This window comes from Sulfurovum sp., from assembly GCF_041551015.1.
Classification (GTDB): domain Bacteria; phylum Campylobacterota; class Campylobacteria; order Campylobacterales; family Sulfurovaceae; genus Sulfurovum.
Map to the genome: position 1 here is coordinate 1 of NZ_JBFENQ010000011.1, position 25076 is coordinate 25076.

At 37.4% G+C, this 25076-nt stretch carries 29 protein-coding genes and 1 pseudogene; 25 read left to right on the forward strand and 5 right to left on the reverse strand.

The features are described 5' to 3' along the window. From ABZC96_RS01490 to ABZC96_RS01510, 5 genes and pseudogenes are all read left to right on the forward strand, one after another. Nucleotides 1-476: pseudogene (locus tag ABZC96_RS01490) on the forward strand (GTP 3',8-cyclase MoaA); the annotation flags it as partial. Further along, nucleotides 476-1234: a 7-carboxy-7-deazaguanine synthase QueE gene (locus tag ABZC96_RS01495; protein ID WP_373028573.1), complete on the forward strand. Its 759-nt coding sequence runs from the start codon at nt 476-478 to the stop codon at nt 1232-1234. The pseudogene ABZC96_RS01490 and the gene ABZC96_RS01495, both read left to right, overlap by 1 nt. Nucleotides 1235-1294: 60 nt before the next feature. Further along, on the forward strand, nt 1295-1876 hold the full coding sequence (locus ABZC96_RS01500) for a 6-pyruvoyl tetrahydropterin synthase family protein (protein WP_373028574.1): 582 nt from the start codon (nt 1295-1297) through the stop codon (nt 1874-1876). 51 nt (nt 1877-1927) lie between these two features. After that, nucleotides 1928-2305 (forward strand): hypothetical protein, encoded by a 378-nt coding sequence (locus ABZC96_RS01505; protein WP_373028576.1) that lies wholly within the window; start codon nt 1928-1930, stop codon nt 2303-2305. An 18-nt stretch (nt 2306-2323) separates the two neighbouring features. Continuing rightward, nucleotides 2324-2926 (forward strand): cytochrome c, encoded by a 603-nt coding sequence (locus ABZC96_RS01510; RefSeq protein WP_373028577.1) that lies wholly within the window; start codon nt 2324-2326, stop codon nt 2924-2926. 38 nt (nt 2927-2964) lie between these two features. Here ABZC96_RS01510 and glp read toward each other — a convergent pair whose 3' ends face one another. After that, entirely contained in the window at nt 2965-4182 is a 1218-nt protein-coding gene (glp, locus tag ABZC96_RS01515; RefSeq protein ID WP_373028578.1) for a gephyrin-like molybdotransferase Glp, read from the reverse strand. Between the two features lie 87 nt (nt 4183-4269). On the opposite strand from glp, the gene ABZC96_RS01520 reads away from it, so the two are divergent. The 10 genes from ABZC96_RS01520 (at nt 4270) to ABZC96_RS01565 (ending at nt 11874) form a co-directional block, all read left to right on the forward strand. After that, nucleotides 4270-4695: a hypothetical protein gene (locus ABZC96_RS01520; protein ID WP_373028580.1), complete on the forward strand. Its 426-nt coding sequence runs from the start codon at nt 4270-4272 to the stop codon at nt 4693-4695. Nucleotides 4696-4697: 2 nt separating this feature from the next. Then, a complete protein-coding gene (locus ABZC96_RS01525) occupies nt 4698-5366 on the forward strand; it encodes a 16S rRNA (uracil(1498)-N(3))-methyltransferase (RefSeq protein WP_373028581.1) in 669 nt (222 codons plus the stop codon). 85 nt (nt 5367-5451) lie between these two features. Continuing rightward, nucleotides 5452-6198, forward strand: coding sequence for a DUF4395 domain-containing protein (locus tag ABZC96_RS01530; RefSeq protein WP_373028583.1), 747 nt, complete (start codon nt 5452-5454; stop codon nt 6196-6198). 181 nt (nt 6199-6379) lie between these two features. Continuing rightward, nucleotides 6380-6580 (forward strand): 50S ribosomal protein L31, encoded by a 201-nt coding sequence (gene rpmE / locus ABZC96_RS01535; RefSeq protein ID WP_373028584.1) that lies wholly within the window; start codon nt 6380-6382, stop codon nt 6578-6580. Nucleotides 6581-6683: 103 nt separating this feature from the next. After that, nucleotides 6684-7499: a 16S rRNA (cytidine(1402)-2'-O)-methyltransferase gene (rsmI, locus tag ABZC96_RS01540; protein ID WP_373028586.1), complete on the forward strand. Its 816-nt coding sequence runs from the start codon at nt 6684-6686 to the stop codon at nt 7497-7499. A 69-nt stretch (nt 7500-7568) separates the two neighbouring features. Continuing rightward, nucleotides 7569-8255 carry a 23S rRNA (guanosine(2251)-2'-O)-methyltransferase RlmB gene (gene rlmB / locus ABZC96_RS01545; protein WP_373028588.1) on the forward strand — a complete coding sequence of 229 codons (687 nt, stop codon included), beginning with the start codon at nt 7569-7571 and terminating at the stop codon, nt 8253-8255. After that, nucleotides 8242-8826, forward strand: a complete 585-nt coding sequence (locus tag ABZC96_RS01550; protein ID WP_373028590.1) for a hypothetical protein — start codon at nt 8242-8244, stop codon at nt 8824-8826. The genes rlmB and ABZC96_RS01550 overlap by 14 nt, the downstream gene beginning before the upstream one ends. A 48-nt stretch (nt 8827-8874) precedes the next feature. Then, nucleotides 8875-10101 carry an LL-diaminopimelate aminotransferase gene (locus tag ABZC96_RS01555; protein WP_373028592.1) on the forward strand — a complete coding sequence of 409 codons (1227 nt, stop codon included), beginning with the start codon at nt 8875-8877 and terminating at the stop codon, nt 10099-10101. Between the two features lies 1 nt (nt 10102). Continuing rightward, a complete protein-coding gene (locus ABZC96_RS01560) occupies nt 10103-11365 on the forward strand; it encodes a homoserine dehydrogenase (RefSeq protein ID WP_373028593.1) in 1263 nt (420 codons plus the stop codon). 11 nt (nt 11366-11376) lie between these two features. After that, on the forward strand, nt 11377-11874 hold the full coding sequence (locus tag ABZC96_RS01565) for a YajQ family cyclic di-GMP-binding protein (protein WP_373028594.1): 498 nt from the start codon (nt 11377-11379) through the stop codon (nt 11872-11874). A 183-nt stretch (nt 11875-12057) separates the two neighbouring features. On the opposite strand, the gene ABZC96_RS01570 is transcribed toward ABZC96_RS01565, so the two are convergent. After that, nucleotides 12058-12306, reverse strand: a complete 249-nt coding sequence (locus tag ABZC96_RS01570) for a hypothetical protein (RefSeq protein WP_373028596.1) — start codon at nt 12304-12306, stop codon at nt 12058-12060. A gap of 126 nt (nt 12307-12432) precedes the next feature. Next, nucleotides 12433-13683, reverse strand: a complete 1251-nt coding sequence (locus ABZC96_RS01575; protein WP_373028597.1) for an OFA family MFS transporter — start codon at nt 13681-13683, stop codon at nt 12433-12435. 213 nt (nt 13684-13896) lie between these two features. Between ABZC96_RS01575 and ABZC96_RS01580 the strand changes: the two genes are divergently transcribed. Beyond that, nucleotides 13897-15993: a molybdopterin oxidoreductase family protein gene (locus tag ABZC96_RS01580; RefSeq protein WP_373028598.1), complete on the forward strand. Its 2097-nt coding sequence runs from the start codon at nt 13897-13899 to the stop codon at nt 15991-15993. Nucleotides 15994-16284: 291 nt separating this feature from the next. Here ABZC96_RS01580 and ABZC96_RS01585 read toward each other — a convergent pair whose 3' ends face one another. Beyond that, a complete protein-coding gene (locus tag ABZC96_RS01585; RefSeq protein WP_373028600.1) occupies nt 16285-16698 on the reverse strand; it encodes a hypothetical protein in 414 nt (137 codons plus the stop codon). A gap of 264 nt (nt 16699-16962) precedes the next feature. Here ABZC96_RS01585 and ABZC96_RS01590 point away from each other — a divergent pair, with 264 nt between their 5' ends. The 8 genes from ABZC96_RS01590 to ABZC96_RS01625 all read left to right on the forward strand — a co-directional run bounded on the left by ABZC96_RS01590 (nt 16963) and on the right by ABZC96_RS01625 (nt 23775). After that, a complete protein-coding gene (locus ABZC96_RS01590; RefSeq protein ID WP_373028602.1) occupies nt 16963-17307 on the forward strand; it encodes a YraN family protein in 345 nt (114 codons plus the stop codon). A gap of 30 nt (nt 17308-17337) precedes the next feature. Next, nucleotides 17338-18126 (forward strand): phytanoyl-CoA dioxygenase family protein, encoded by a 789-nt coding sequence (locus tag ABZC96_RS01595; protein ID WP_373028603.1) that lies wholly within the window; start codon nt 17338-17340, stop codon nt 18124-18126. Nucleotides 18127-18258: 132 nt separating this feature from the next. Continuing rightward, nucleotides 18259-18576 (forward strand): thioredoxin, encoded by a 318-nt coding sequence (gene trxA, locus ABZC96_RS01600; protein WP_373028604.1) that lies wholly within the window; start codon nt 18259-18261, stop codon nt 18574-18576. A 150-nt stretch (nt 18577-18726) separates the two neighbouring features. After that, nucleotides 18727-19665 (forward strand): thioredoxin-disulfide reductase, encoded by a 939-nt coding sequence (gene trxB / locus ABZC96_RS01605; RefSeq protein WP_373028605.1) that lies wholly within the window; start codon nt 18727-18729, stop codon nt 19663-19665. 10 nt (nt 19666-19675) lie between these two features. Beyond that, on the forward strand, nt 19676-20443 hold the full coding sequence (gene dapB, locus ABZC96_RS01610; RefSeq protein WP_373028607.1) for a 4-hydroxy-tetrahydrodipicolinate reductase: 768 nt from the start codon (nt 19676-19678) through the stop codon (nt 20441-20443). 1 nt (nt 20444) lies between these two features. After that, complete coding sequence (gene purF / locus ABZC96_RS01615; RefSeq protein ID WP_373028609.1) at nt 20445-21815, forward strand: amidophosphoribosyltransferase; 1371 nt, start codon at nt 20445-20447, stop codon at nt 21813-21815. Between the two features lie 376 nt (nt 21816-22191). Beyond that, nucleotides 22192-23502, forward strand: a complete 1311-nt coding sequence (locus ABZC96_RS01620) for a SulP family inorganic anion transporter (RefSeq protein WP_373028611.1) — start codon at nt 22192-22194, stop codon at nt 23500-23502. Between the two features lie 123 nt (nt 23503-23625). Then, a complete protein-coding gene (locus ABZC96_RS01625; RefSeq protein WP_373028612.1) occupies nt 23626-23775 on the forward strand; it encodes a hypothetical protein in 150 nt (49 codons plus the stop codon). A gap of 31 nt (nt 23776-23806) precedes the next feature. Here the strand turns inward: ABZC96_RS01625 and ABZC96_RS01630 are convergent, their stop codons facing one another. Next, on the reverse strand, nt 23807-24685 hold the full coding sequence (locus ABZC96_RS01630) for a GyrI-like domain-containing protein (protein ID WP_373028614.1): 879 nt from the start codon (nt 24683-24685) through the stop codon (nt 23807-23809). Nucleotides 24686-24951: 266 nt separating this feature from the next. Between ABZC96_RS01630 and ABZC96_RS01635 the strand changes: the two genes are divergently transcribed. Beyond that, on the forward strand, nt 24952-25076 hold a 125-nt coding region (locus ABZC96_RS01635; RefSeq protein ID WP_373028615.1), incomplete at its 3' end, for an NADP-dependent isocitrate dehydrogenase.

The following is a 25076-nucleotide window of genomic DNA, read 5'->3' on the forward strand; positions in this document are numbered from 1 at the left end:
AGATTTTAGACATTTTGGCATACTGTAAAGAGCGTAATATCAAAGTGCGTTTTATAGAGTATATGGAAAATAGACATGCAGACCAGGCACTCAAAGGTATGCACGGTAAAGAGATACTTGAAAAAGTAAAAGAGGGACATAGGATACATGCCTTAGGAAGAGAAGGTGCCAGTCCATCTTTTAACTATGCTCTTGAAGATGGTACGGAGTTTGGACTTATAGACCCTCATAAACATGATTTTTGTGAAAACTGTAACCGTATACGTCTTACTGCAGAAGGTAATCTTATCCCATGTCTTTATTTTGATGAAGCGATGAGTATTGCAGAGTCAGTAAAAAAGGGTGACATTCAAGGTGCGGCAGATGTCTTGGCTCAAGTTCTCAAAGACAAACCAAAAGAGAATCGTTGGAGTGAATATAACCCGAGTGAAGAAAAAGAAATTTCAACACGTGCTTTTTATGAAACTGGTGGCTGATGTTTTACCTTACTGAACAATTTTTTTCTATCCAGGGTGAAGGTAAATATGCTGGTGTTCCCTCCTATTTTTTACGTACAGGGGGGTGTAACCTAAACTGCCCAGGTTTTGGTGCAACTTATGAAGTAGATGGCGAAGTGCGTTACGGTTGTGATACCTATTTCGCTGTAGACAGTGTATATGCAAAATCATGGACAAAAGTTGAGGACAGTAAAACATTGATCGACAAACTTAGAAATGAGTTTAGCATGATAGGGTATAAACCACATATGGTCATTACGGGTGGTGAGCCTTTAATGTATCATAGTGATAATGTATTTTATGCAGTGATTGGGTGGTTGGTTTCAGAAGGGCTTGAGATAACTTTTGAAACCAATGGAACCATAGAGATAGATTTTGAAAAGTATCCGGCCTACAAGTCTTGTATCTTTGCACTCTCATTAAAGTTGGCGAATTCAGGTGAACCTGAAGAGAAACGTATCGTTCCTCAGGCACTTCAATCTATACGTGATCATGCTAAAGAGGCTTTTTTGAAGTTTACCATTGATGCACATTTGGTAGTAACTTCAGCGCTCGATGAGATAGAGGCGATAAGAGAACTCTTACCCGAACTTCCTGTATATTGTATGCCAGTAGGTGAAAGCAGAGATACGATCTGGAAAAATGACAAATCTGTTTTTGAATTTTGTATGAAACATAATTTCAATTATAGCGATAGACTACATATACGCGTTTTTGATACCACACAGGGCGTATAAACTAAATTTTAGTTAGCTTGGTTAAAATCAGGTCAATATACTCCTAGTTGAGGAAGAAACATGTTAATCAGAAAACTTTTTAAATTTGAAAATGCACACATTGTACGTGACTGTACGACGCAACGCTGCAGTGAAAATATCCATGGACACTCTTATAAAATTGAAGTACTTTTGGAATCAAACTATCTTGATGACGGACAAATGGTATACGACTTTGGATTGACTAAACTGTATATCAAGGAACTTATAGACTCTTTTGATCATGCGATCACTCTTTGGTCAAAAGATGATACAAATTATTTAGAAGCTATGAAAACCTATAGTAACAGATGGGTAGAGCTTCCTGTTTCTCCTTCGGCAGAACAGTTTTCCCGTGTGATCTATCTTATGGTAGAACGTGTTTTGGCATGTACAGTTATGCAAAATGGAGAGAGAGAAGTAACGCTTCACAGTATTATCGTACATGAGACTGACACGGGCTATGCACAAGGCTTTAAAGAAGATGCTCATAGTGAACAGATGGGTATGATAAAACTTGAAGATATTGTATTTTCACCTCAGGTACAAAGTGAATGGAGTGATACAAAACTTTGGGATAAACTTCTAAAGCATACTTTGATTACAAATCCTAAAAAAGTTTAGGTTCTTTATTTTTAGTTATAATAGAAGTATTAAAACAAAAAGGATAGACTCATGAAGAAAATGACAATTCTTTCGCTTGCAGTAGTAACGATGTTCTCTACTGCATATGCAGAAGAGACAAAGGCAGTAGAAAAAGCTGAAACAGTGAAAATAGAAGCTGAAAAAAATGCAGCACCATTAGTATCACCAAAAAAACCAAAGCCAGCAGAATGTGTAGCTCCAGCAAAACCTGCCACTCCTGCTGAGCCAGCAAAGCCAGCTGAAGCAGCAAAGCCTGCAGCTCCTGCAACACAAGTAAACCCAGCAGAAGCAGCAAAGCAGGCAGCACAGGCAAAACCGTCAGAAGCAGCGGTTCCTGCAACACAGGCAGAAACAGCAAAGCCTGCACCAGGAACTTGTCCACCAGAAGCAGCAAAACCAGCAGCTTAGTCATATAAAGGATAGATCATGAAAAAAATAACATTATTTTCTCTTGTAGCAGCAACTGTGTTGTTTACAGCATGTGGAGAAGAAACAAAAAAAGTAGCCGCTGAAGTGAATAAAACGGCAGTAGTAGAAGCGATTAAAAAAGATACTGTAAGTGCAGTAGAAGCAGCGAAGATCAAGGCCGCAGAGATAGCTGAAGCAGCTAAAATAGAAGCTGAAAAAATTGCAGCAACAGCGGCAGAAAAAACAAAAGCAGCAAAAGTAGCAGCGGAAGTTAAAGCAGTTGATGCAGCTGCTGCAGTTAAAGAAAAAACAGTGGAATTAACAGAAGCAGCAACAAATGCAGTAGCATCGGTAATGCCAGCCTCTTCAACTGCCGCACCTGTAGCACCAGAAGCGTATGCTAAATGTGTAGGGTGTCATGGTGCAGATGGTAAGACAAAAGCACTTGGAAAATCATCAGTCATTGCTGGGCAAGACAAAGCAGCGATTATCGATTCAATGAATGCGTACAAAGCAGGTACAAAAAATGTAGTGGGTATGGGTATGCTCATGAAGGGTCAAGCAGCATCTATGTCTGATGCAGAGATTGAAGCAGTAGCTGAGTATCTTTCACAGCTATAAAAAAATGTAGAGGGATAAAAAAGTCCCTCTTGCCTAAATCAACGCGTAAAAAAATCTTCTTTTTCAGAGGCAGTCAATTCCCAATTTATCGGTAATATTTTCACCATTTTACCTTTTTCAAGGATTGCTATGTCCGGTGTTGTAATGAGCATAGCATTGGCTTGCTCCAAAGGTGAGATCATCCCGGGAAGTTGTTTCTTGAACGGCATAAATGTATATCCGTCAAATGTACCTAGACGTACGGTATGTTTACCTTCTCTTAATGTGAAGTCTTCTTTCATCTGCGTGGATATCGTATGATGATAATAGGCATTCATACCAGACATTTTACGTATAGCCGCACGTACAAAAATTTCATAATTCACCATAGATGCAAGAGGATTTCCAGGCAGGTTGATGACAACGGTTTCTCCTATGGTACCAAAAGCTGTAGGTTTTCCCGGTTTGATATCTACTTTGTCAAAGTGCAGGGTCATACCTAAGTTTGTAAAAGCCTCTTTTGTAAAGTCTTTATCTCCCATACTGATACCACCGGATGTGATGATAATATCTGCGTTGAGGGCAGATTTTATAGCAGAGGACAAAGACTCCATTGTATCACCAGAGCTACCTATATATTGTACTTCACAGCCTAGTTCTTTGGCACGGGCTAGGAACATAGGTGTATTTGAATTGTAGAGTTGATGTGGGGTTATTTTTTCAAAGTGTGGACGCAGTTCATCTCCTGTACCAAATACAGCAACTTTGATTTTACGTGTCACCCGTAGATGTGTTACGCCTTGGCTGGCAAGCAATGCAATGGCGTATGCCGTAACTTTCTCTCCTTTATGCAGGTAGACAGCACCTCGCTTGATGTCTTCACCCGCATGTCTTATATGCCCATCTTTTTTGATCTCTTCGGGCAGGGTGACCTGTGTGTCATTCACAGTCACATTCTCTATGGGTATGACTGCTTCACAACCCTTTGGAATAGGGGCACCTGTCATGATCTTAATGGCTTTTGTCGCTTGAAGTGTCATCTTCGGATCATCTCCGGCATAGATAACATCTGTACATTCCACTGTACTGTTTGCATCTGAACATTTAACAGCATATCCATCCATAGCAGAGTTGTCAAAACGTGGCAGATCAAATGTAGCGATGGAGTCTTCACTCATTACACGTCCCAAGGCCATCTCTATAGGTAGTATCTCAGAGCTTACTACGGAGCTGGTTTTATATATTATATCAAGCGCTTGAGTGATAGAAACAGGCATTTTAGACCTTTAAAATTAAGTTAGGGTGATTATAACAAAATAGGGTATAATCCACTTTTAAACAAACAAAAATTACAGGAAATTCATATGATAGAAGAGATGTTGGCAGCACATAGTGTTTTAGTGAAAGTCTTTTTAGGCTTTTTGGTCGGAGGATTATTTATACCTATGATGACAGCAAAAAATCCATTGGGATTTCGAAAAGCAAGTTTTATCTATACGATGATATTTCAAGCGATTGCTACAATGATAGCATTTGCAGGTATAGTGGCTGTTTTCGCGGGTGATCTTGGTTGGTCAGTGACGACTATTATCATGGTAGTGGTTTGGGCTGTGTTGATGTATATAGAGATTAAGAAGTATAAGCTTATCAAAATAGCCAATTTACAAAATGAAGATGCTCATAAGTTGCTCAAAGGTGCATTTTTGAAGATATCTTCAGTACAGATATTGCTTGTTGTGATCATGGTCATACTGATGATACTTAAAGCTAAAGGTGTAGTAACGATATAGTCATGTTATATCTTTATCATAAAGAGGCAGGCCAGCCTCAGCTTACATTACTCGGAGACGAGCATCGTTACATTTTTAAAGTACGAAGACATAAAGTAGATGATAGCCTGTATCTTCGTAACCTTGAAGATGGACTCCTTCATCGTTATCTTATTACCTACATAGACAAACACTCCGTTATGCTGGAACTTCAAGAGAGTCAAACACTTGAGATTAAAGCAAAAGTACCACTGCATATAGGTTGGTGTGTCATAGACCCTAAAAGCATCGAAAAAGTACTGCCTTCTCTTAATGAAATGGGTGTAGAAAAAATTACTTTTATCTACTGTAAGCGTTCCCAAAAAAGTTTTAAATTGGATTTTAAACGTTGGGAAAAGATACTGCTGAACTCTTCTCAGCAGTCCGGACGAAGTGTAATGATGCAGTTGGAGACGGCTGAGAGCCTTGAAGTGTTTATCGATGCAAATCCTCAAAGTTATATTCTGAATTTTTCAGAACATACACTTTCATCGCAGATCAGTGTCGACACGATCGTGGTCGGATGCGAAGGAGGAATGACCGAGGATGAGGTAGCGCTTTTTGCATCTGAAAAAGTAATAGGGCTTGATACCCCTTTGGTACTCAAAAGTGAAAGTGCTGTGTGTGCGGCAGCTGCAAAAATACTGCTATGAATCCGGCACAGGTATGTTTTACACTAAGGTAAACATAAACAACGCACAGTAAAATCCGATAAGATATTTAAATAAAGGAAATTTTTTGAACTTACAGAGTTTTTTATGGGAATACGGGGCAAAAGTCCCCGGATACGATGTTAGAGTCGTCAACGAAAGAGAGGCAAGAGCTGCAGCAGGAATACTCGGAATGCTGGGAATGATCGTCATCTTTGTTGGTATAGGTTTTAACCATACTATAGTAGCAAGAGTCTATCTGGCATTTTTATTTCTTGATTTTACGGCAAGAGTCATAAGTCCGAACTATGCTCCGTCTTTACTTTTGGGAAAATTTTTCGTACAAAACCAGAAACCGGAATATGTAAGCGGATTGCAAAAACGTTTTGCATGGACGATGGGCTGGTTTATATCCCTCCCTATGGTCTGGTGGTTTGTTATACACTGGGATATCACTTTTTATAAAGTTTTGATCTGTGTACTTTGTCTTCTATTTACATTTTTAGAAAGTGCTTTTTCCATATGTGTAGGCTGTAAATTTTACAAAGTTTTCACTAAACTGGATCCGGTACATTGTCCCGGAGGTATATGTGAAGTACGTACAAAAGAGCCTATACAGATGTTCAACCCGGTACAAAAAGTGATCGCTGCACTGACCATGATAGGGTTGGTTGTAGGAACATACCTCTTTATAGCGAATTCAGAGCCTAAAACATTCTTTGGTGAGTTTTTACATGAAGCGGTTTTAACCGATGCACAGCTGCAAAAAAAGAAAGATGAAGCCTACGAAAGAGAAGCGGAGAGAGCATTTGCAGATGATGATGAGGATTGGTAGAGCGTAGCATAGCGGACAGCTATGCTACATTTTATAATTTTTTAAAATTATTTAGATATAATTTCGCCCTATATTGTCTCGCCAGAAGAGCGTTGCAATACCCCTTTTTTCAGAAAAAGGAAGAGTCATTGACTAGAACAGGCTAGTTACCTGTCACTAAAAAAAACTAAAAGGTTAGAAAATGAGAAAAGAAATTCACCCAGATTACGTTGAGTGTAACGTTACATGTGCTTGTGGAAACAAGTTTGAGATCAGAACAGAAAAAGCAGATATGAGTATTGATATTTGTAATGAATGTCACCCATTCTTTACAGGTTCTGAGAAAATTCTTGATGCTGCTGGTAGAGTAGAGAAGTTTAAAAACAAATATAAATTAGGTTAATCCTAATGACATAGAGGGCATCGCTCTCTATGCTTGCATTTATGCTAAGTTTGCTTTAACATCGGGCAATCACTTATTCTCTTCAAACATTAAAGTATTTATTATGTTAACATTTATCCCTACACCTATTGGAAATCCACAAGATATTACGATCAGAGCTATGAAGCTTTTTGAAAAAGCAGAACTCTTTTTATGTGAAGACACACGTCAGACCAAACGGCTTTTACGTTTACTAGAAGAGCGGTTTGATATGGCGTATCCTAATGCAGAATTTTACTCTTTTAATGAACATAATGGCGAAGAGAGACTTAAAGAGTTCGGTTGTATCTTAGAAGAGAAAAAAGTGGTGTATGTCAGTGACGCGGGGATGCCTGTGATATCTGATCCCGGTCAGATACTTGTACAGTATGCGCAAGAACAAGGTATACCGTACGATGTACTTCCTGGAGCATCTGCAGTGACAACTGCGTATGCTGCGAGTGGTTTTGAAGAAGGGAAGTTCCTGTTTTACGCGTTTTTACCGCATAAAGGCAAAGAGAGAAGTACTGCGCTGAGTGAAGCGATGAGTAATGGCTATAATACTGTACTTTATGAAGCGCCTCATCGTTTGGACAAGCTTTTAAATGAAATCCTGATCTTGGATGAAGAAAGAGAACTTTTTTTGGCAAAAGAGATCAGTAAAAAGTACCAAAGATACTACCGTGGTACGGTTAAGTCACTCAATGAAGAGTTCAAAGAACTGACCATACGCGGTGAGTGGGTAGTGATTATAAAAGCCCAAAAAAGTATAGAAAAAAGTCTTACTTTCACTGAAGTTTTAGGCTTGGATCTACCCCCTAAGCCTAAAGCAAAACTTCTTGCTCATCTTAGTGATAAGAGCGTTAAAGAATGGTATAGTGAACTCACACAATCTACTTAACACTGTAAAAGCAAAAAAAAGGTAAAATCACTCTATTATTAACTATGGAAAAAAGGTAGAATCATCTCTATGATTATATATGGGAAACAAGTCTGTTTACATGCCCTAGAGCAGCATTCAGAGAAAATAAAAACTGTTTATGTTGCTAAGAAAGGGATACTCCCTAATGATCTATTTCACAAATATCATGATAATATCAAGTTCTTAGAAGAGAAGTGGGCTCAGTCTATGAGTAAAGGTGGAAATCACCAAGGCTTACTTGTAGAGATGGAGGAGTTTGAACAGAGTTCTCTGTCAGAGATCAAGAAGAATGATTTTATCGTGGTACTTGATGGTTTGACTGATGTAGGAAATATCGGAGCCATTGTACGATCGGCATATGCCCTTGGTGCAGATGCCATCATCGCTGCGGGAGTGAAACAGCTTAATTTTGCTGCCGTAGCACGTACGAGTTCTGGTGCGATGTTGGATATGCCTTTTATGATAGCATCAAATATTCTTGATACATTTAATGAGCTCCAGCAACTTGGATATGCCTTTTATGGTGCTTCTATGGATGGGGAAAATGTACAAGATATGATATTTGACAGAAAAAGAGTCCTTGTATTAGGAAGTGAAGGTAAAGGACTCTCCAAAAAAGTGATAGCTAAATTGGATCATAAAGTTTCGATAGAGATGAAGCATTCATTTGATTCACTGAATGTAAGTGCAGCTGCAGCGATTTTAATACATAGGATGGGTTATGCAATTAAATGAGATACTTGAAGAAAACACGATAAAGGGAATCAGTCAAAAGACAAAGATATCTGAAGATAATCTTGAAAATCTTTTGGCTGCAAATTTTGATGCCCTGAAAAAGATCAAAACTTTAGGTTTTATCTCGATTTTGGAACGAGAGTATAAGGCAGATCTAAGTGGATTAAGAGAAGAAGCATTAGCCTATTACTCTGAGCATATTGAAGATCAAGCCTTTAGTGTAGGGGAACCTATGGAAGAAGATAAAAAGGTAAAATCCAAGCTATTTTTAGTGATTGTATTGGCTCTTTTGGGGTATGCTTCTTGGTATTTTTTTACACAGTTTGATAAAAAACATTTAAGTGTACTTATTCCTTTTATGGATGAGCAAATGATAGAAACTACTTTGATAGAGAATAACGAGACAAAAAAAGAGATCACGGTAGAAGACCTAAGTATTGCTAATGTAGTGATCAATGATATGAATACAAATACAGTAGTAGAAGATGTTGTTGTTCAAGAGAGTACACAAATCAGTGGATCTCTTGAGAATGAAGTGAATGTTTCCGTTGAGCCTGTAAGTCAATTTTAGTACAGGATGGATAGAAAAAAATGAAAAAATTTTTAAAGCGAGAAAAGCATGTTTGATGAAATTCAATTTGAGAAAATAAACCGGTTACCTAAGTATCTTTTTGCAGAGATCAATGAACTTAAAATGGAATTAAGAAGAAAAGGAGTAGATATCATAGATTTTTCTATGGGGAATCCTGATGCTTCTACGCCACAACCGATCATCGATAAACTATGTGAAACTGCACAGAAACCAAAAACACATGGTTACAGTGCAAGTAAGGGGATCTATAAACTTAGACTGGCGATGAGCAAATGGTATAAACGCAAGTATAATGCGGACTTGGACCCAGATACTGAAATCGTTGCTACGATGGGAAGTAAAGAGGGATATGTACACCTTGTACAAGCCATTTCTAATCCCGGTGATGTTGCTATTGTCCCAGACCCTACCTATCCTATCCATTCCCAGGCATTTATCTTAGCCGGCGCTAATGTTGAGAAGATGCAGCTTATCTTTGATGAAGATACATTTGAAGTAGATGAAGATAGATTTTTAGCTGATGTAGAAGAACATTTGGACAATTCTATTCCAAAAGCGAAGTTTTTGATAGTCAATTTTCCGCATAATCCTAGTACGGCGACAGTAACACCAGAGTTTTATGAGAGACTTGTAGCGCTTGCAAAGAGAAAACGCTTTTATATCATTTCAGATATAGCATATGCTGATATCGCATTTGATGGATATGTTACACCGTCAATTATGAGTGTAGAAGGGGCTAAAGATGTGGCAGTTGAATCTTATACACTTTCAAAATCTTACAACATGGCTGGTTGGAGAGTAGGTTTTATCGTAGGGAATAAAAAGCTTATCGGTGCACTTCAAAGTATTAAGTCTTGGTTAGATTACGGGATGTTTACACCTATTCAAGTTGCTGCTACCGTGGCATTGGATGAACATAGTTATATTCCTGATGAGCAGATCATCCCTCGTTATCAAAAAAGACGTGATGTAATGATAGAAGCTTTTACTAATGCGGGTTGGCCGTTAGCTAAACCGAATGCTTCTATGTTTATCTGGGCAAAAATCCCTGAGATTGCAAGAGAGATGGGTTCTTTAGAATTTGCAAAACAGCTTCTTCTTCATGCAGAAGTTGCTGTAAGCCCTGGTATAGGGTTTGGTAAATATGGTGATGAATATGTACGTATCGCGCTGATAGAAAATGAAAATCGTATCAGACAGGCAGCACGTAACATTAAAAAATTCCTTAAAGACCTTGAAGAGGCGAAAAAATAGTATGATTAAAATAGGTATTTTAGGGGTTGGAACAGTTGGTGCGAGTGTAGCAAATATTCTAGAAGAAAATAGTGACATTATCGAAGCACGGGCCGGGAAAAAAATTGTTGTTAAATCAGGTGTGGTGAAGAATCTCTCCAAAGATAGAGGCGTAAGCATTAAGCTTAGTGATAACCCTTTAGATGTGGTCAATGATCCTGAGATAGACATTGTGGTAGAATTGATGGGTGGGGTTGAAGAACCGTATGCCCTTGTGAAAAAAGCACTTGAGAATGGCAAGGCAGTTGTGACAGCAAACAAAGCACTTCTTGCATACCATCGTTATGAATTACAAGAGATAGCCGGTGATATTCCTTTGATGTATGAAGCAAGTACTGCTGGCGGGATACCTATTATTGGTGCTTTACGTAATGGACTCTCTGCCAACCACATAGAATCCATTCAAGGTATTATGAATGGTACATGTAACTATATGCTTACCAAGATGATCAATGAAGGTGCACAGTATGATGAGATCCTTAAAGAGTCTCAAGAATTAGGGTATGCAGAAGCGGATCCGACGTTTGATGTGGGTGGATTTGATGCTTCCCATAAGTTACTTATTTTAGCTAGTATCGCCTATGGTTTGGATGCAAGACCTGAAGATATTCTCATAGAAGGTATAGAAAATATCACGCAAACAGATGTCTCTTTTGCAAAAGAATTTGGCTATGAGATCAAACTTCTTGGTATTGCCAAAAAAGTAGATCAGGGTGTGGAGCTCAGAGTGCATGCCACAATGATACCTCAAGAATCTATGATAGCCAAAGTGGATGGTGTGATGAATGCTGTTACTGTGGTAGGTGACCGTGTAGGCGAAACAATGTACTATGGACCTGGGGCAGGTGGTGATGCTACTGCCTCAGCAGTGATAGCAGATATCGTAGATATCGTGCGTGGAAATCAGGGACCTATGCTTGGGTATAAAAAAGGTTTAGAGAGCGGACTTAAACTTTTGCCTAAAGAAGACATTGTGACTCAATACTACCTCAGACTGGAAGTAGATGATCAAAGTGGTGTATTGGCAGCGATCTCATCTACACTAGGTAAATTTGATATCTCTATAGAAGCGATGCTTCAAAAACCTACGACAAACGATGAGATAGCCAAATTACTCTTTACAACACATACGTGTAAAGAGAGTAAAATGCAAGATGCTATTACTGCATTGAGCAAACTTGATGTGGTTCATGGTAAAATAGCCATGATGAGGATCGAGAAGTAAAAGGAGTTGACATGGCAAAAGATCACTATTTTGATATAACAGCTAAACTGGACATGATGGAGCTTAAAAATGCGGTCGTTATGGCTGAAAAAGAGGTTGCTACACGTTTTGATTTTAAAGGGTTAGTAGCTGAGATTAATCTCAATGAGGCTGCTAAGACTTTGAGCCTTAGTTCTTCTACGGATTCTAAGATAGATGCACTAAAAGATATATTGATCTCTAAACTGATTAAAAGAGGTATTGCAGGGAAGTCACTTGAAGAGGTGAAAACCGAAGGTATATCTGGCGGTAACACAAAAGTGATCTACCGTATTGTCGATACGATCGATAAAGATGAAGCGAAAAAGATCGTTAAAGCAATCAAAGATATGAAGATTAAAGTCACGCCGTCTATACAAGGTGATGAGGTACGTGTATCTGGTAAAAAGATAGATGATCTTCAGGCTGTTATGGCTGAAGTGAAGACTTTGGATCTGAAAGCACCGTTGGTGTTTGGGAATTTTAAATAATCGTTTGAGGTTTTTGTTTAGTTTTACATATTGCCCCATATGCTAATTGTGGCGTTGTTCCTCTCTTTCTTTTTTTAGAAAAAAGAAGCAAAAAATCGTCGTGGCTCTCGAATTGCTTCGCTTTCACGGGCGTTCACCACGACAAAGACAGACTAGCGTCTGATTAATGGGAAGACATTGTTCTTATGAACAGTGTCCACCACCACAGCATCCACTTGAAGCAGCTGCTTGAGGTGCTTTCATAGCGATGCTAAAGTTATCACCACTTTCACTAAGTTCAAATCCATGTTTACCACAGAATTTTTCATTCATATGGTTTACCATACCTTGTGCTTTCATCATCGCATCATCTTTGTTATCAAACGTAACATTGTTTTCTAATTCACTTCTTTTGAAGCATCCACATTCTTGAGCTATATTTATAGTTGACATTTTAATCCTTTAGTTGTAATTTCGATTGATAATAACAGAGTTAGATTAATAATAACTTTATTTTTGGCTAAATAAGATAATTTTACTCTTATTTAGCCAAATGGAGGTTATTTATGTAGCGGTAAACTAAGCCTGTGCTTGCTTAGTTTTGATCTTTTTGATGTTTGCAAGCATGAGTATAGAGGTAATAAGAGCAACGATGAAAAGACCGACAAATACATAAAGTGTACCTGAGTAGCTACCCGTTGTGTCTTTAACGTAGGCGATGATGATAGGTCCAACAAGACCGGCTAAAGCCCATGCAGTTAGAATATACCCATGAATAGCACCAAGCTCTTTTGTACCAAAAATATCACCTATGTAGGCTGGAACAGAAGCAAATGCTCCACCGTAACAGGTCATGATATAGTAAACTAAAATAGTAAATAATAGTACACTTGTTACTGTTGTAAGCATATAAAACGCAATGATCTGTGTGATAAAGAAAATGATAAATACAACAGGTCTGGTAAGGTAGTCAGAAACACTTGCCCAGATAATTCTACCTGCACCATTGAATATACCCATAAGTCCAACTGCTGAGGCTGCGGCTAAGGCAGAGATTCCAATCACTTCTTGTAAGAGTGGAGAAGCTACAGAAATAATGGCAATACCGCAGGTTACGTTGATAAATAGCATAATCCAAAGCCCATAAAATCTAGCAGTCTTCACGGCTTCATCACGTGTAATGTTTACCAGGTCCTCTTTGATTTTCTTTTTGCCTGAAGCAATCGCATTGCTGAAGCGTTCTGGCATATACCCTTCTGGAGGATTAGCAAGATATTGTGCTGCGGTAAACATAATGATGAAATAGATAGAACCTAGGATATAAAATGTTGATGATACACCTACGTCATCTATAAGTACTTTAATAGCAGGCCCTGAAATGGCAGAGGCAAAACCAAAGCCCATGATGGCAAGTCCTGTTGCCATACCACGTCTATCCGGGAACCATTTAACAAGCATAGATACAGGAGAAATGTACCCTATACCAAGACCAGTTCCACCTAAAACACCGTAAGTAAGGTAAAGAAGTATTTTAGATTCCATGTAGATAGCTACTCCAGAACCTATAGTTCCCAGTCCAAACAGAACAGCTGCAAGTGTCGCAGCAGCCCTAGGTCCTTTACTCTCTACAAACTTACCCATGAGAGCAGCCGAGAGACCCAAAAAGAAGATAGCGACAGAAAATGTGATGGTTACATCTGTCAGTGTCCAGTTCATTGTCGATTGTATAGGGTTTACATAGACACTCCATGCATAGACAGAACCTATACATATGTGAATTGCCATGGCAGCCAGAGCCATGAACCAGCGATTTTTAACGTTTGTAGTCATTGAATATTCCTTGATTTTGAATTGCAGGTATTATATCTGAGTTGAAACATTGCATATTGTTGAAGTAAGCACATTTATTTTCTACATTCATTGTAAACATTGTATATCCTTTTGATATAATTTTGAAGATAGTAACAACACTTACTTAAAGAAACATTATTTTAATTATAAATAGGATAAAACAACTCCTATTTAAGTGCAGAAGGGTAAAAAATGACAAAAAAAGTTGATAACGATTATGAAGTAATAGACAGCGTTTGTGCATATTGTGGTGTTGGCTGCGATATTGCCGCACATGTTGATACAAAAGAAAATAAAATTAAAAAAATATTTGCACACCCTGATGGTGCTACATCAGAAGGAAAGCTCTGTATTAAAGGAACTCATGGTTACGATTTTGTTGACTCAAAAGAGAGAATCAAATCACCCCGAATTCGTAAAAGCTTCTTAGAAAAAAATCCTCAAATAAAAGAGGCTATAGCAGGTACTTTAACTGATTTAGATGATACATGGTATGAGACTGATTTAGACTCTGCTACAACTGCAGGGGTTATGAAGTTAAAAGAGATTCAAGCTAAACATGGTGAAAAATCAGTATGTTCACTTGGTGGGGCTAGAACTTCATGTGAGTCAGCTTACTACTTTCAAAAGTTTACACGCCACACACTCAACTCTCCACACGTTGATAACTGTGCAAGAGTTTGTCACTCACCTTCACTTAAAGGGATGAGACTTACTATTGGTGAGGGTGCTGCAAGTAATCCGTTTGATGATATCTATAAAACAGAGTTTATGATCGTAATGGGTTCAAATACTACTGAGGCACACCCGATCGTTGGTAACCGTATGATAAAAGCTGCTCAAAATGGTACAGGTATCGCATGTTTTGATGTACGTGAGATTGGGCTTCATAAGTTTTCAAAGTACAAAGCAGTGACTCCACATGAAGCAAACTTACTTGTTTTAAATATGATGGCTTATACGATTATCACTGAAGAGTTGTATCATAAAGATTTTATCAAAAATAGAACGAAAAACTTTGAACACTTTAAAGAGAACATTTTAAATGACCCATATGCGAATCCTGAATTTTTTAGAGAAGTTGAGGGGTATGAGTATTTGGCTGATATGCTTCCAGAGATCGCTCGTGAATATGCAACGAAAAAATCTCTCATCATTTGGGGACTTGGAATAACAGAACATGTTGATGGTTCATACGCTGTAATGGCGATAGTACACCTTGCACTTATGACAGGAAACATTGGTAAAGATGGCGCTGGTGTTATGCCACTACGTGGTCAGACTAATGTTCAAGGTGCTTGTGATATGGGTATGCTGCCATACTATGCACCAGATTACAGTGCTCCAAAAGAGGTTGGACTTATGACACCACAGTTGGTTGAAGGTATGCTTGAAGGAACCATCAAAGGTGTTTTAAATATTGGCGAAGATCTTACACATATTCATCCAAACATTAACAAGCTTGTTAAAGCATTTGATAACTTAGAACTTATTTTTGTGCAAGAACTGTTTATGACAGATATCGCAGAGCGTGCAGATATCGTAGTAGGTGTTAAATCGGCTTATGAAAAAACGGGAATCTACATCAATGCTATGAGAAAAGTACACCTCTCTACTCCTTTAGTAAAATCTGATCTACCTGATGACTGGGAAGTCCTAAAGCAGCTTGATGAGAAGATGGGTGGCGGTTACGGCTTTGAGACCTCAGAAGATATCTGGGAAGACGTGCGAAAAACGGCTACAAATAGATTTACCGGTGCTTCATATGAAGTGCTTCGAGCAAATGAAAAACAGGGGATTTCATGGCCAATTACTGAAGATGGAAATGGTACTCCAGTACTTCATAGAAAAGACTTTAGAACAAAAGATGGTATCGGTGCATTTAGATACCATGGATACAAACCTTTTGGAATGGTAGAAGAGATTCTAAATAACAAGCTTACTGGTTACTATCTAACAACAGGAAGAATTATGGCTCACTATAATAACTCTGCACAAACAAAGTACACTGAGAAGTTGATGAAAAAACATACGCAAGATATCTTACTTGTGCATGAAGATGATGTAGCGGATTTTCCAAGTGAGAAGGTTATTTTAAAAACTAAATATGGTCAAACGAACCCGCTAACTATAAAGTTTACAGATAAAGTACGTCCAAAAACACTTTATACAACATTTCATCATGCAGATTCTCACTTGAATTTTATTTTTGGTGATAAAAGTGATGAGCTAATTATGACGGCTGCATTTAAATCTATTCAGGTTGATGTTATTCCTGTAGGTGCGTAGATCCTTTGCATCTTTCAAAGGTCACATTTTGTGACCTTCGAAACTCTCCTGTTCCTCTTTATTCCTATTAAACTTTCTTTAACAATTTCATTATAAAACCTCCTATATAGAACATTTTATAAGGTTTTCTATTCAAAGGTACAAATTTATGGCCCGAAAACGTCGCTATAGAGAATAACCTTATAAAATATGTTAAATTATAAGGTTTTAGAATTGAAGTTTGGTGGATTATAGATTTTAAGAAGATACAAGATGGGAGAATACCCATCTTCTAAAGATATGATGTAACTATTATCTGTCAGAAACACACTCGACTTGCTCAATGCCTGTAACCGTCCAAACATCTTCTAGATAATTTGAAACAGCATATCCTACTCCTACTTCCAATCTACCTGGAGTTTCAAAATCAGCAGTATTCATATCTTCGTCATACTCGCCAAAATAAAGTATATTGCCCTCTACAACAAACACACCTCCAGAATTATAGATGCCATAATCAAAATCAGTGTTCCCATTACAGAATGTTATACTAGCAATATCATCAGAAGACCCACCCAATGTTCCAGTACCCGTAACTTTATATCCGTTCGCCAATTCACTAAGCAGAACTGAATCTCCTGCGGGGTCATTACTCTCACACGAAGTGAATCCACTTAATCCTAAAACTGTTAATCCTGCTAACAGTAAACTTGTTGACTTTTTCATTCTTTTCCCTTTTGTCTAAATTACTAATGATAATATTCTAAAATAAAAATGTCAGTAAAATGTCAAATTTTGGAAACCTTATAAAATATATAACTTTATGAGGTTTTCTATTTGGTGAAAAACTGTCAATATGACATACTTTACTTTTACATTTTTCTTTTGTTATATACTGAATTATAAAGAAGGTGTTGCAAACTAGATGTCGAAAATTGTGACCTCAAGTTTGGAGCAACACAGTTGAGAAAGTGATAAGGTTTATAAAAAATGACAAAAGAAGACCCTAAAAAGTTCGGTAACCAGAGCGAAACCTTGGCCACACGTTTTTTAGAACAAGAGGGGTTTCTGATTGTCGAGCGAAATTACTTTGCACGTAAACTTGGTGAGATAGACATTATTGCCAATCGTGATGATGTATTACATTTTATAGAAGTGAAAAGTGGTAAAACAGACTTTGATCCTGTCTATAATGTAACACCTTCCAAACTTCGAAAAATTATCAACTCTGCACACTACTATATGAAAACAAAAAACATAGATACGGCATTTAGTATTGATGCTCTTATCATTCGCTATGATGAAGTAGAATTTATAGAGAATGTTACGCTATAATCTGCTCAATGATACATTAAAGGCACAGTTATGAGACTCTCCAGTGAGCAGCTTCAACAATTTTATCGAAATGGTTTTATTGTCTTAAGAGATTTTTTACCTCAAGAGAGATGTGATGCCATTTTGGATGTAGCCAAAGCACATTTGGAGCACAAAATAGAACCTATTGAGACAGAGATAGGATATGATGAGAGATCTAAAGAGTATCGTACAGATGTGACGGATTATACAAGCGGATCTGGTGAAAAAAATATGGTTGTACGTAGATTACGACAGGTGTATGATCGAGATATTCTTTTTAGAGAGTGGATGGAAGAGCCAAAAATTCGTCCCATCTTACAACAGATATTAGAGGACAAAGTTGTGATAACAACAGCACATCACAACTCTATCATGACTAAAATGCCTTATTTTAGTCATGCTACAGCTTGGCATCAAGATAAAAGATATTGGCGTTATTCTAATGATAATCTTGTAAGTGTGTGGTTGGCTTTAGATGATGAGTACAGTGAGAATGGAGTACTTGAATTTATACCGGGAAGTCATCTGATAGAATTTAAGCCTGAACAGTTTGATGAGAAAGAGTATTTTAGAGAAGATACGAGTGAAAATGCTGTACTTATAGCACAAAAAGTATCTACTGCACTCAAAAAAGGTGATGTGATCATCTTCCATTCTTTATTGTTGCATAGGGCAAATGAAAACAGAACAGATAAAGCTAAAATATCATTTGTCTATACCGTAAAAGGTGAACGAACTAATGCCATAGAGGGTACACGTTCTTCAGAGTATCCAGAAATAAAGTTAGAAAAAATATAATTAAGAGCATTTTTGTCCTAAATGTATACAATTAAGATAAAAATATGAATAATTTAAAAAAACATAAGCTATAACAATAGTTTTTATAAGAAATTAGGTTATACTATTTTTATTAAATACAAAGGAATAAATATGGCAAAATATATTGACTTAACAAATGAAAACTTTGATGCGACTATCGCTGAAGGTGTAACAATGGTAGACTTTTGGGCTCCATGGTGTGGACCTTGTAGAATGATCGCTCCAGTTATCGAAGAGCTTGCAGAAGATTTTGACGGTAAAGCGAAAATCTGTAAAGTAAACACAGATGAGGAACAAGATATCGCAGTAAAATATGGTATTAGATCTATCCCCGCGATCCTTTTCTTCAAAGACGGTGAAATGGTAGACCAAATGGTAGGTGCAGCTTCTAAAGATGCATTTGCTTCAAAACTCAACGCAATACTGTAAGTTAAACACTTAAGAGGGGGGGTCCCCTCTTTTTAATACTTCTTTCATATCTATATTTAGATAAAATCTCCTAAAATTCTTAACCAAGTATTTTCATTGTATAATAAATATTATTTGTTTAAGTATTTTACTTTTGTGAAGGAATCATAGATGTTGGATTGTGCGATTATCGGTGGAGGTCCTGCGGGGCTTACAGCAGGGTTATATACTACACGTGGTGGACTTAAAAATGTTACACTATTCGAAATGGGTATGCCCGGTGGACAGATCACGAATAGTTCTGAGATAGAAAACTATCCTGGATTTTTCGAGCATGATAAAACAGGTATGGACTTTATGGATACATGGCAAAACCAGTGTTTTCATTTTGGTTTAAAGCATGAGATGAAAAAAGTGGAGCGTGTGGCTAAAACAGGTGACTATTTTACGGTAACACTTGAAGGTGGAGAAACAGTAGAAGCGATGACAGTGATCGTTTGTACAGGAAGTACACCTAAAAGAGCAGGTTTCAAAGGTGAAGATGAATACTTTGGGAAAGGTGTGAGTACATGTGCAACTTGTGACGGGTTTTTCTATAAGGACAAGCCTGTTACCGTACTTGGTGGTGGAGACACGGCACTGGAAGAAGCATACTATCTTTCAAATATCTGTTCAGATGTCTATGTGGTGCATAGAAGAGATACCTTTAGAGCAGCACCTTCAACAGTTGACAGAGTAAAAAGAAAAGAAAATATACATCTTGTCACAGACACCGTGATAGAAGAGGTCATCGGAGATGCAATGGGTGTGAGCGGGGTAAAGCTTAAAAACAAAGAAGGGGTGATCACACAGATGGATAATCCCGGTCTTTTTGTTTTTGTCGGACACAATGTGAATAATGCTGTACTTCAAGATGAAAATGGTGATTTTATCTGTAAAATGAATGACTGGGGACAGGTGATCGTAGATCTAAGTATGAAAACATCAGTAGAGGGGCTTTTTGCAGCGGGAGATATACGTATAGAAGCACCAAAGCAGGTAGTTTCAGCAGCAGGTGATGGTGCAATTGCCGCACTGCAAGTAATTTCATATATTCAAGAACAAGCGTAAGGATTAATAAATGGCAAAAGTGGGTATCGTAGGTAGTACGGGTAGAATGGGTGAACACCTTATTAAAAATGTTTTAGAAAATGAGGCATTAGAACTTAGTGCATTGCATGTATTTGATGAACTCAAAATAGATGTGCCTTCTAATGTGTTGATCACCAATAGTATGAAAGCACTTCTTGAAGCATGTGATGTAGTGATAGACTTTTCAGCACCTGTTGCAACGCAAGAACTTTGTGAAGAGGCATTAAAAAACCCTACAGCACTTGTGATAGCAACAACAGGATTTACTGAACACCAGCAAAACCTTCTCACGGAAGCTTCAAAAGAGATGCCGGTTCTCTATGCTTCAAACATGTCAGCAGGGATAGCACTACTTAAACAATTGGTTGAGCAAGTTGCAGCGACACTGGTAGATTTTGACATTGAGATCGTAGAACAGCATCATAGACATAAAGTGGATGCTCCAAGCGGTACAGCATTAACATTGGGTGAGTTTGCAGCAAAAGGTAGAGGGTTGGATCTTGATGCTGTACGTGTGTCTGGGAGAGATGGTCAGATCGGTGCAAGAAGTAAAGATGAGATCGCAGTAATGGCTCTTCGTGGTGGTGACATTGTCGGCCGGCATACGGTTGGATTTTACAATGATGGTGAATTCCTGGAATTGAACCATACAGCTACCAGTAGAGAGACATTTTCAAAAGGTGCTATTCGTGCAGCGACATGGATCGTAAATCAAAAGAGTGGTCTTTACTCTATAAATGATTGTTTAGGAATTTAATATGTGTGCAATAGTAGGTGTATTCGGTGCAAAAAAAGCTTCCACAGTAGCGTATTATTCGCTCTTTTCCATGCAACATCGTGGACAAGAAGCTACAGGTATTTCTGTAGCAAATGGTGAACGTATAGCAATGTATAAAAAGCGTGGTATGGTGGCAGATGTTTTTTCACAAGCAACTCTCGATAAATTGGATGGTGGATGTGCTGTGGGGCATAACCGTTATTCAACAGCAGGGAGTGAATCTGCGGGAGATGCCCAACCTGTATTTGCCAAGTATAAACTTGGAGAGATATCCGTCGTACACAATGGTAATCTTATCAATAAACATGAAGTAAGAAACGAATTGATAGACAAAGGTGCTATTTTTCAAACAGATATGGATACTGAAAATATTATTCATCTTATAGCAAAGTCTCAAAAAGATTCTTTGGTTGATCGTATTAAAGATATGCTAACAAAGATAGAAGGAGCGTACTGTTTGGCGATCCAAAGTCGTTCTAAAATGTTTGTAATCAGAGACCGTTTTGGTATCCGTCCTCTCAGTCTTGGTAAGCTTAAAGACGGTGGATATATCGTAGCTTCTGAGACATGTGCTTTTGATCTGGTAGGGGCAGAGTTTATACGTGATGTAGAACCTGGAGAGATGCTTATTTTTGAAGAAGGAAAAGAACCTCTGTCAGAAAAAGTGTTTGAGCAAGATTATCACCCATGTGCTTTTGAATATATTTATTTTGCGAGACCGGACTCTATTATAGATGGTAAAAATGTGTATAAAATGCGTTTAGAAATGGGGAAAAGACTGGCAAAAGAGACACCTGCGGAGGTAGACCTTGTGTTACCTGTACCAGATTCTGGTGTGGCTGCTGCTAAAGGGTATGCAGATGGATTAGGCGTACCTTTTGAGATGGGTATTGTACGTAATCACTATGTTGGACGTACCTTTATTGAACCAACACAGGAGATCCGTGATCTTAAAGTAAAATTGAAGCTCTCTCCAATCAAACATCTTATAGAGGGTAAAAGAGTAGCCATCATTGATGATTCACTTGTACGTGGTACGACTTCTAAACAGATCGTACGTATGCTTAAGGAAGCAGGTGCAAAAGAAGTACATATGCGTATTGCTGCACCAGAGATAAAATATCCATGTCGCTATGGTATTGATACGCCAACAAAAGAAGAGTTGATCTCTACAAAATTTACGCCAGAAGAGATCGCAGATAAAATGGGTGCTGATTCTCTAGGGTTCCTTTCTATTGAAGGCCTGAAAGAGTCACTTGGTAGTGAAAGAAACTATTCATTGGTGAGTTTTGATGGGAAGTATTTTGCTGGTGGTAATGCAGAGAGCCCCGGGTGTAGCGGCAGTTGCTAAATCTATTTAGAGAGAGTGTAAGTATCGAAACTTGCACTTTATTTAAATGATACTGTTAGTAAATAGTTTAATACTTCTCTTTTATTTTAACTCCATAAATTTTCTATCAATTAGATTAGCTTCTTTTATAAAGTAATCATACAGATGCCATCTCAATTAGTCCACCCTTTATATGTAAATATGCAGTAGTGATGTCTTATTTATTTGATATTAAATGTGTAGTATTGTATCAAATAATTTAAATAGGATAAAATTTATCTTATTATATTGGATATTATACTTAGTAATACGTTACTATTCTCTACTTTACTTCGATATTTAGTGTCGGAGTTTTTGACTGAAAGATAAAAATAACATTATAAAGGTGTACTAAAACATGGAAAATATAAATACTAAGGAAAACCAGAACGTTGATCACGGTTCTGCCGCATTTGTTGCAAAATATGCTAGTCGTGATCTCCAAGCTGGTGTCATTACCGCAACCATGGCAATCCCATTATCTATTGGTATTGCCATGATGTCAGATTATCCAATTCAAGTAGGACTGGCAACAGTTGCTTTTGCTTCCTTCATAGCATTCATATTTGCTATGTTTCGTCCAGGTAACTTTATAGGGGCTCCTGGAATTGCAGCTGGTTTAGCTCCAATTCTTGCGATGGGGGTTGCGACCTTCGGCATGCAAAACATGGCCTTTATTGTTTTTATGACGGCAGCATTTCAAGCAGTGATATGGAAATTTAACTGGCAACGCTATCTTTTAATGGCTGTTCCATCTTACTTAGTTGAAGGCTTATTGGCTGGTATCGGTTTAAAAATTGCTCTTAAATTTTTACCTTTCCTTTGGATGTTACCTGTCGGTATGGCAGCTGGTGAAGATTTTTGGAGTGATGCTCGTATTCAAATCATTACACTTTCAGTAGTTGGAGCTATTATTTTTCTTCTTTTATTTAAAAAATTTAAAGATACAAAACCAGCCCTACCTTACTTTACTTTGATTGTATATGGTATCGTAGCTTCTATATTTGTTGATGTTAAGATGCTGACAGTAGAGGATGTTGATTTTACTCTTGCATTACCTATACCTGATTTTGATTCTGCATATTTATGGATTTATGCGATCTTCTTTTCAATGATGCTGGCTGTGGTTGATGTTATTGAACAAGTAATGAGTAATGCAGCTATTGAAAAGATCGATCCATTACAACGTCCGTCTAATTCAAATAACTCATTATTTACTATTTGGGTATCAAATATGGGTGCCAGTTTCTTTGGTGGTATGACAAACCTTGATGGTTTGGCAAAGTCATCTACAAACCGTCTTGCAGGTGCGTATACAAAACTATCGGTATTGGTAATCGGTATTCTTATTACATTCTTTGTATTTAACTCTCAATATTTACATTATTTACCTTACTTTGCATTGGCAATCATTATGTCATTTGTTGGTATCAAAATGTTCTTAGGCTTGTTACATATTGCAGCATTTGGACCTTATGCGGTACTGCTGGCAATGGTCTGTGCCGGCTTGGTGTTTAAAGTTGGTATCTTTGAAGGACTGATTATTGTTCTACTTATCCACGCTGTCATTAGTTATGTTATCTTCTCAAAGATTGACAATATGCCAACTGGAACAATTGTTAGTAAATACTTCCAGAAATTCAAAGATGACGACCAAGCGCTCGACTAATTTCTGAGTACTTCCTTATTTCTCATTCCCACAACTTTTGTGGGGATACATACAAAACTCCCATACTTGTTATAATAACTCAAATATAATCTATATATCACTCATTCAAGAAACATTGCAAATATGCAAAATCTAAAAGAAGAGTTTCTCTCTTTTAGACAAGCCTCTGTGAAGTTTAACAAAATGATAGAGAAGATCAGAGCTTTTATAGACAAATATGGTGGAAAGTGTATCGTTCTTGATGCACAGGTATTGTTACATTCAAAAGAGTAAAGACGACTTTAAAAGGTTGTCATAGTTGTACTTACAACCTTATCGATAAGTAAAAGCTGATAGAAAACTCTTGATCTTCATTAAGATAATGGTTTTTATGATAGATCGCATAAGGTGGTTTCGTTGTAGTTTGATATTCACTTTTTGGTAGCCACTCATGATAGACCCAGTGAATGAATTTTAGCAAGTCTCCTCTCTTCCCTTCCAGATCAAACTTGGCATAGACCCCACCTGAGATATTGAACTTTGGCAGACGTTGATCTTTTACCTCATTTTCATCACTGGGTACTACACATGCCACATAGTGACACTCCTCTAAGGGTGTGATTGTAGGGTTATCATGAAAAAGCGACATCTCTTTATAATCCTTTAGCTCATTCTGATAAATCCAGGTTTGAATTTTTTGCCATGTTTGTTTTGATTGGTCGTATCCATATCCTCTATGACGGATATAATATCCGGTCTGCTGTGGAATTTTCACAATTTGAGGCTGTATGAGTTCAAAGTTAGCTGTAGAAGCTTTTGCTGTTGGTGATTGTGAGAGGATTTTATGTGAGTACTGTTTATATCCACCTTTTCTCCAGCTATTAGGTGTGATGGAAAAACGTTCTTTAAATGCACGAATGAAAGAGGTTTGAGAGCTGTATCCACACTCATTGGCTATCTCTGAAATCGTAGAGTATTTATTTGTCAACAAAAGATTGGAAGCCTTTTGGAGACGAATTGACTTGATACTTTCATAAATATTACGTCCAAACACTTCTTTAAAGATCTTATGCATATAAAATTTGTTGATCTTAAAATCATTTGCAAGTTCATCAATGTTAATATCAGTATCTATATACTTATAAAAGTAAAACATTAAAGCATTTGAAATTTTTATTTTTTTATCTAACGTTTCTTTCTTCATAACTCTGATTATAGCAACTTTAAGCACTTTTATCAACAAATAAATATTTTTTAACAAATATTTGATAACTAAAATAACAAAAATAGATAATAAAAAAAACAATTTTTGTGAAGAATTTACGCTACTAAATCGATTATAATTCCTGAAATTTTTCACAGTTAGAAAAATTGGCTCAACAAAATGTAGAAGAATTACATTGAGGTGGATGCTATTAAAATGTAGCTTCTAGACAATTTACATTTAATTGATAAATATAAGGAACAAATATGTCACAATTACCAAAGATCATATGGTCAAAAATCGATGAAGCGCCAGCACTAGCTACGTATTCATTGTTACCAATCGTAAATGCTTTTACTAAATCAGCAGGAGTAGAAGTTGTAGAGAGTGA

Bases quoted from the DNA above. Each gene is read 5' to 3' on its own strand.
- ABZC96_RS01570 (WP_373028596.1), bottom strand. From the start codon at position 12,306: ATGTCAACTATAAATATAGCTCAAGAATGTGGATGCTTCAAAAGAAGT.
- ABZC96_RS01585 (WP_373028600.1), bottom strand. From the start codon at position 16,698: ATGAAAAAGTCAACAAGTTTACTGTTAGCAGGATTAACAGTTTTAGGA.
- trxA (WP_373028604.1), top strand. From the start codon at position 18,259: ATGGCAAAATATATTGACTTAACAAATGAAAACTTTGATGCGACTATC.
- ABZC96_RS01625 (WP_373028612.1), top strand. From the start codon at position 23,626: ATGCAAAATCTAAAAGAAGAGTTTCTCTCTTTTAGACAAGCCTCTGTG.
- purF (WP_373028609.1), top strand. From the start codon at position 20,445: ATGTGTGCAATAGTAGGTGTATTCGGTGCAAAAAAAGCTTCCACAGTA.
- ABZC96_RS01550 (WP_373028590.1), top strand. From the start codon at position 8,242: ATGCAATTAAATGAGATACTTGAAGAAAACACGATAAAGGGAATCAGT.
- ABZC96_RS01500 (WP_373028574.1), top strand. From the start codon at position 1,295: ATGTTAATCAGAAAACTTTTTAAATTTGAAAATGCACACATTGTACGT.
- ABZC96_RS01575 (WP_373028597.1), bottom strand. From the start codon at position 13,683: ATGACTACAAACGTTAAAAATCGCTGGTTCATGGCTCTGGCTGCCATG.
- ABZC96_RS01505 (WP_373028576.1), top strand. From the start codon at position 1,928: ATGAAGAAAATGACAATTCTTTCGCTTGCAGTAGTAACGATGTTCTCT.
- rlmB (WP_373028588.1), top strand. From the start codon at position 7,569: ATGATTATATATGGGAAACAAGTCTGTTTACATGCCCTAGAGCAGCAT.
- ABZC96_RS01590 (WP_373028602.1), top strand. From the start codon at position 16,963: ATGACAAAAGAAGACCCTAAAAAGTTCGGTAACCAGAGCGAAACCTTG.
- ABZC96_RS01580 (WP_373028598.1), top strand. From the start codon at position 13,897: ATGACAAAAAAAGTTGATAACGATTATGAAGTAATAGACAGCGTTTGT.
- ABZC96_RS01565 (WP_373028594.1), top strand. From the start codon at position 11,377: ATGGCAAAAGATCACTATTTTGATATAACAGCTAAACTGGACATGATG.
- ABZC96_RS01595 (WP_373028603.1), top strand. From the start codon at position 17,338: ATGAGACTCTCCAGTGAGCAGCTTCAACAATTTTATCGAAATGGTTTT.
- ABZC96_RS01520 (WP_373028580.1), top strand. From the start codon at position 4,270: ATGATAGAAGAGATGTTGGCAGCACATAGTGTTTTAGTGAAAGTCTTT.
- ABZC96_RS01510 (WP_373028577.1), top strand. From the start codon at position 2,324: ATGAAAAAAATAACATTATTTTCTCTTGTAGCAGCAACTGTGTTGTTT.
- ABZC96_RS01630 (WP_373028614.1), bottom strand. From the start codon at position 24,685: ATGAAGAAAGAAACGTTAGATAAAAAAATAAAAATTTCAAATGCTTTA.
- rpmE (WP_373028584.1), top strand. From the start codon at position 6,380: ATGAGAAAAGAAATTCACCCAGATTACGTTGAGTGTAACGTTACATGT.
- dapB (WP_373028607.1), top strand. From the start codon at position 19,676: ATGGCAAAAGTGGGTATCGTAGGTAGTACGGGTAGAATGGGTGAACAC.
- ABZC96_RS01555 (WP_373028592.1), top strand. From the start codon at position 8,875: ATGTTTGATGAAATTCAATTTGAGAAAATAAACCGGTTACCTAAGTAT.
- ABZC96_RS01495 (WP_373028573.1), top strand. From the start codon at position 476: ATGTTTTACCTTACTGAACAATTTTTTTCTATCCAGGGTGAAGGTAAA.
- ABZC96_RS01620 (WP_373028611.1), top strand. From the start codon at position 22,192: ATGGAAAATATAAATACTAAGGAAAACCAGAACGTTGATCACGGTTCT.
- rsmI (WP_373028586.1), top strand. From the start codon at position 6,684: ATGTTAACATTTATCCCTACACCTATTGGAAATCCACAAGATATTACG.
- ABZC96_RS01525 (WP_373028581.1), top strand. From the start codon at position 4,698: ATGTTATATCTTTATCATAAAGAGGCAGGCCAGCCTCAGCTTACATTA.
- glp (WP_373028578.1), bottom strand. From the start codon at position 4,182: ATGCCTGTTTCTATCACTCAAGCGCTTGATATAATATATAAAACCAGC.
- ABZC96_RS01560 (WP_373028593.1), top strand. From the start codon at position 10,103: ATGATTAAAATAGGTATTTTAGGGGTTGGAACAGTTGGTGCGAGTGTA.
- trxB (WP_373028605.1), top strand. From the start codon at position 18,727: ATGTTGGATTGTGCGATTATCGGTGGAGGTCCTGCGGGGCTTACAGCA.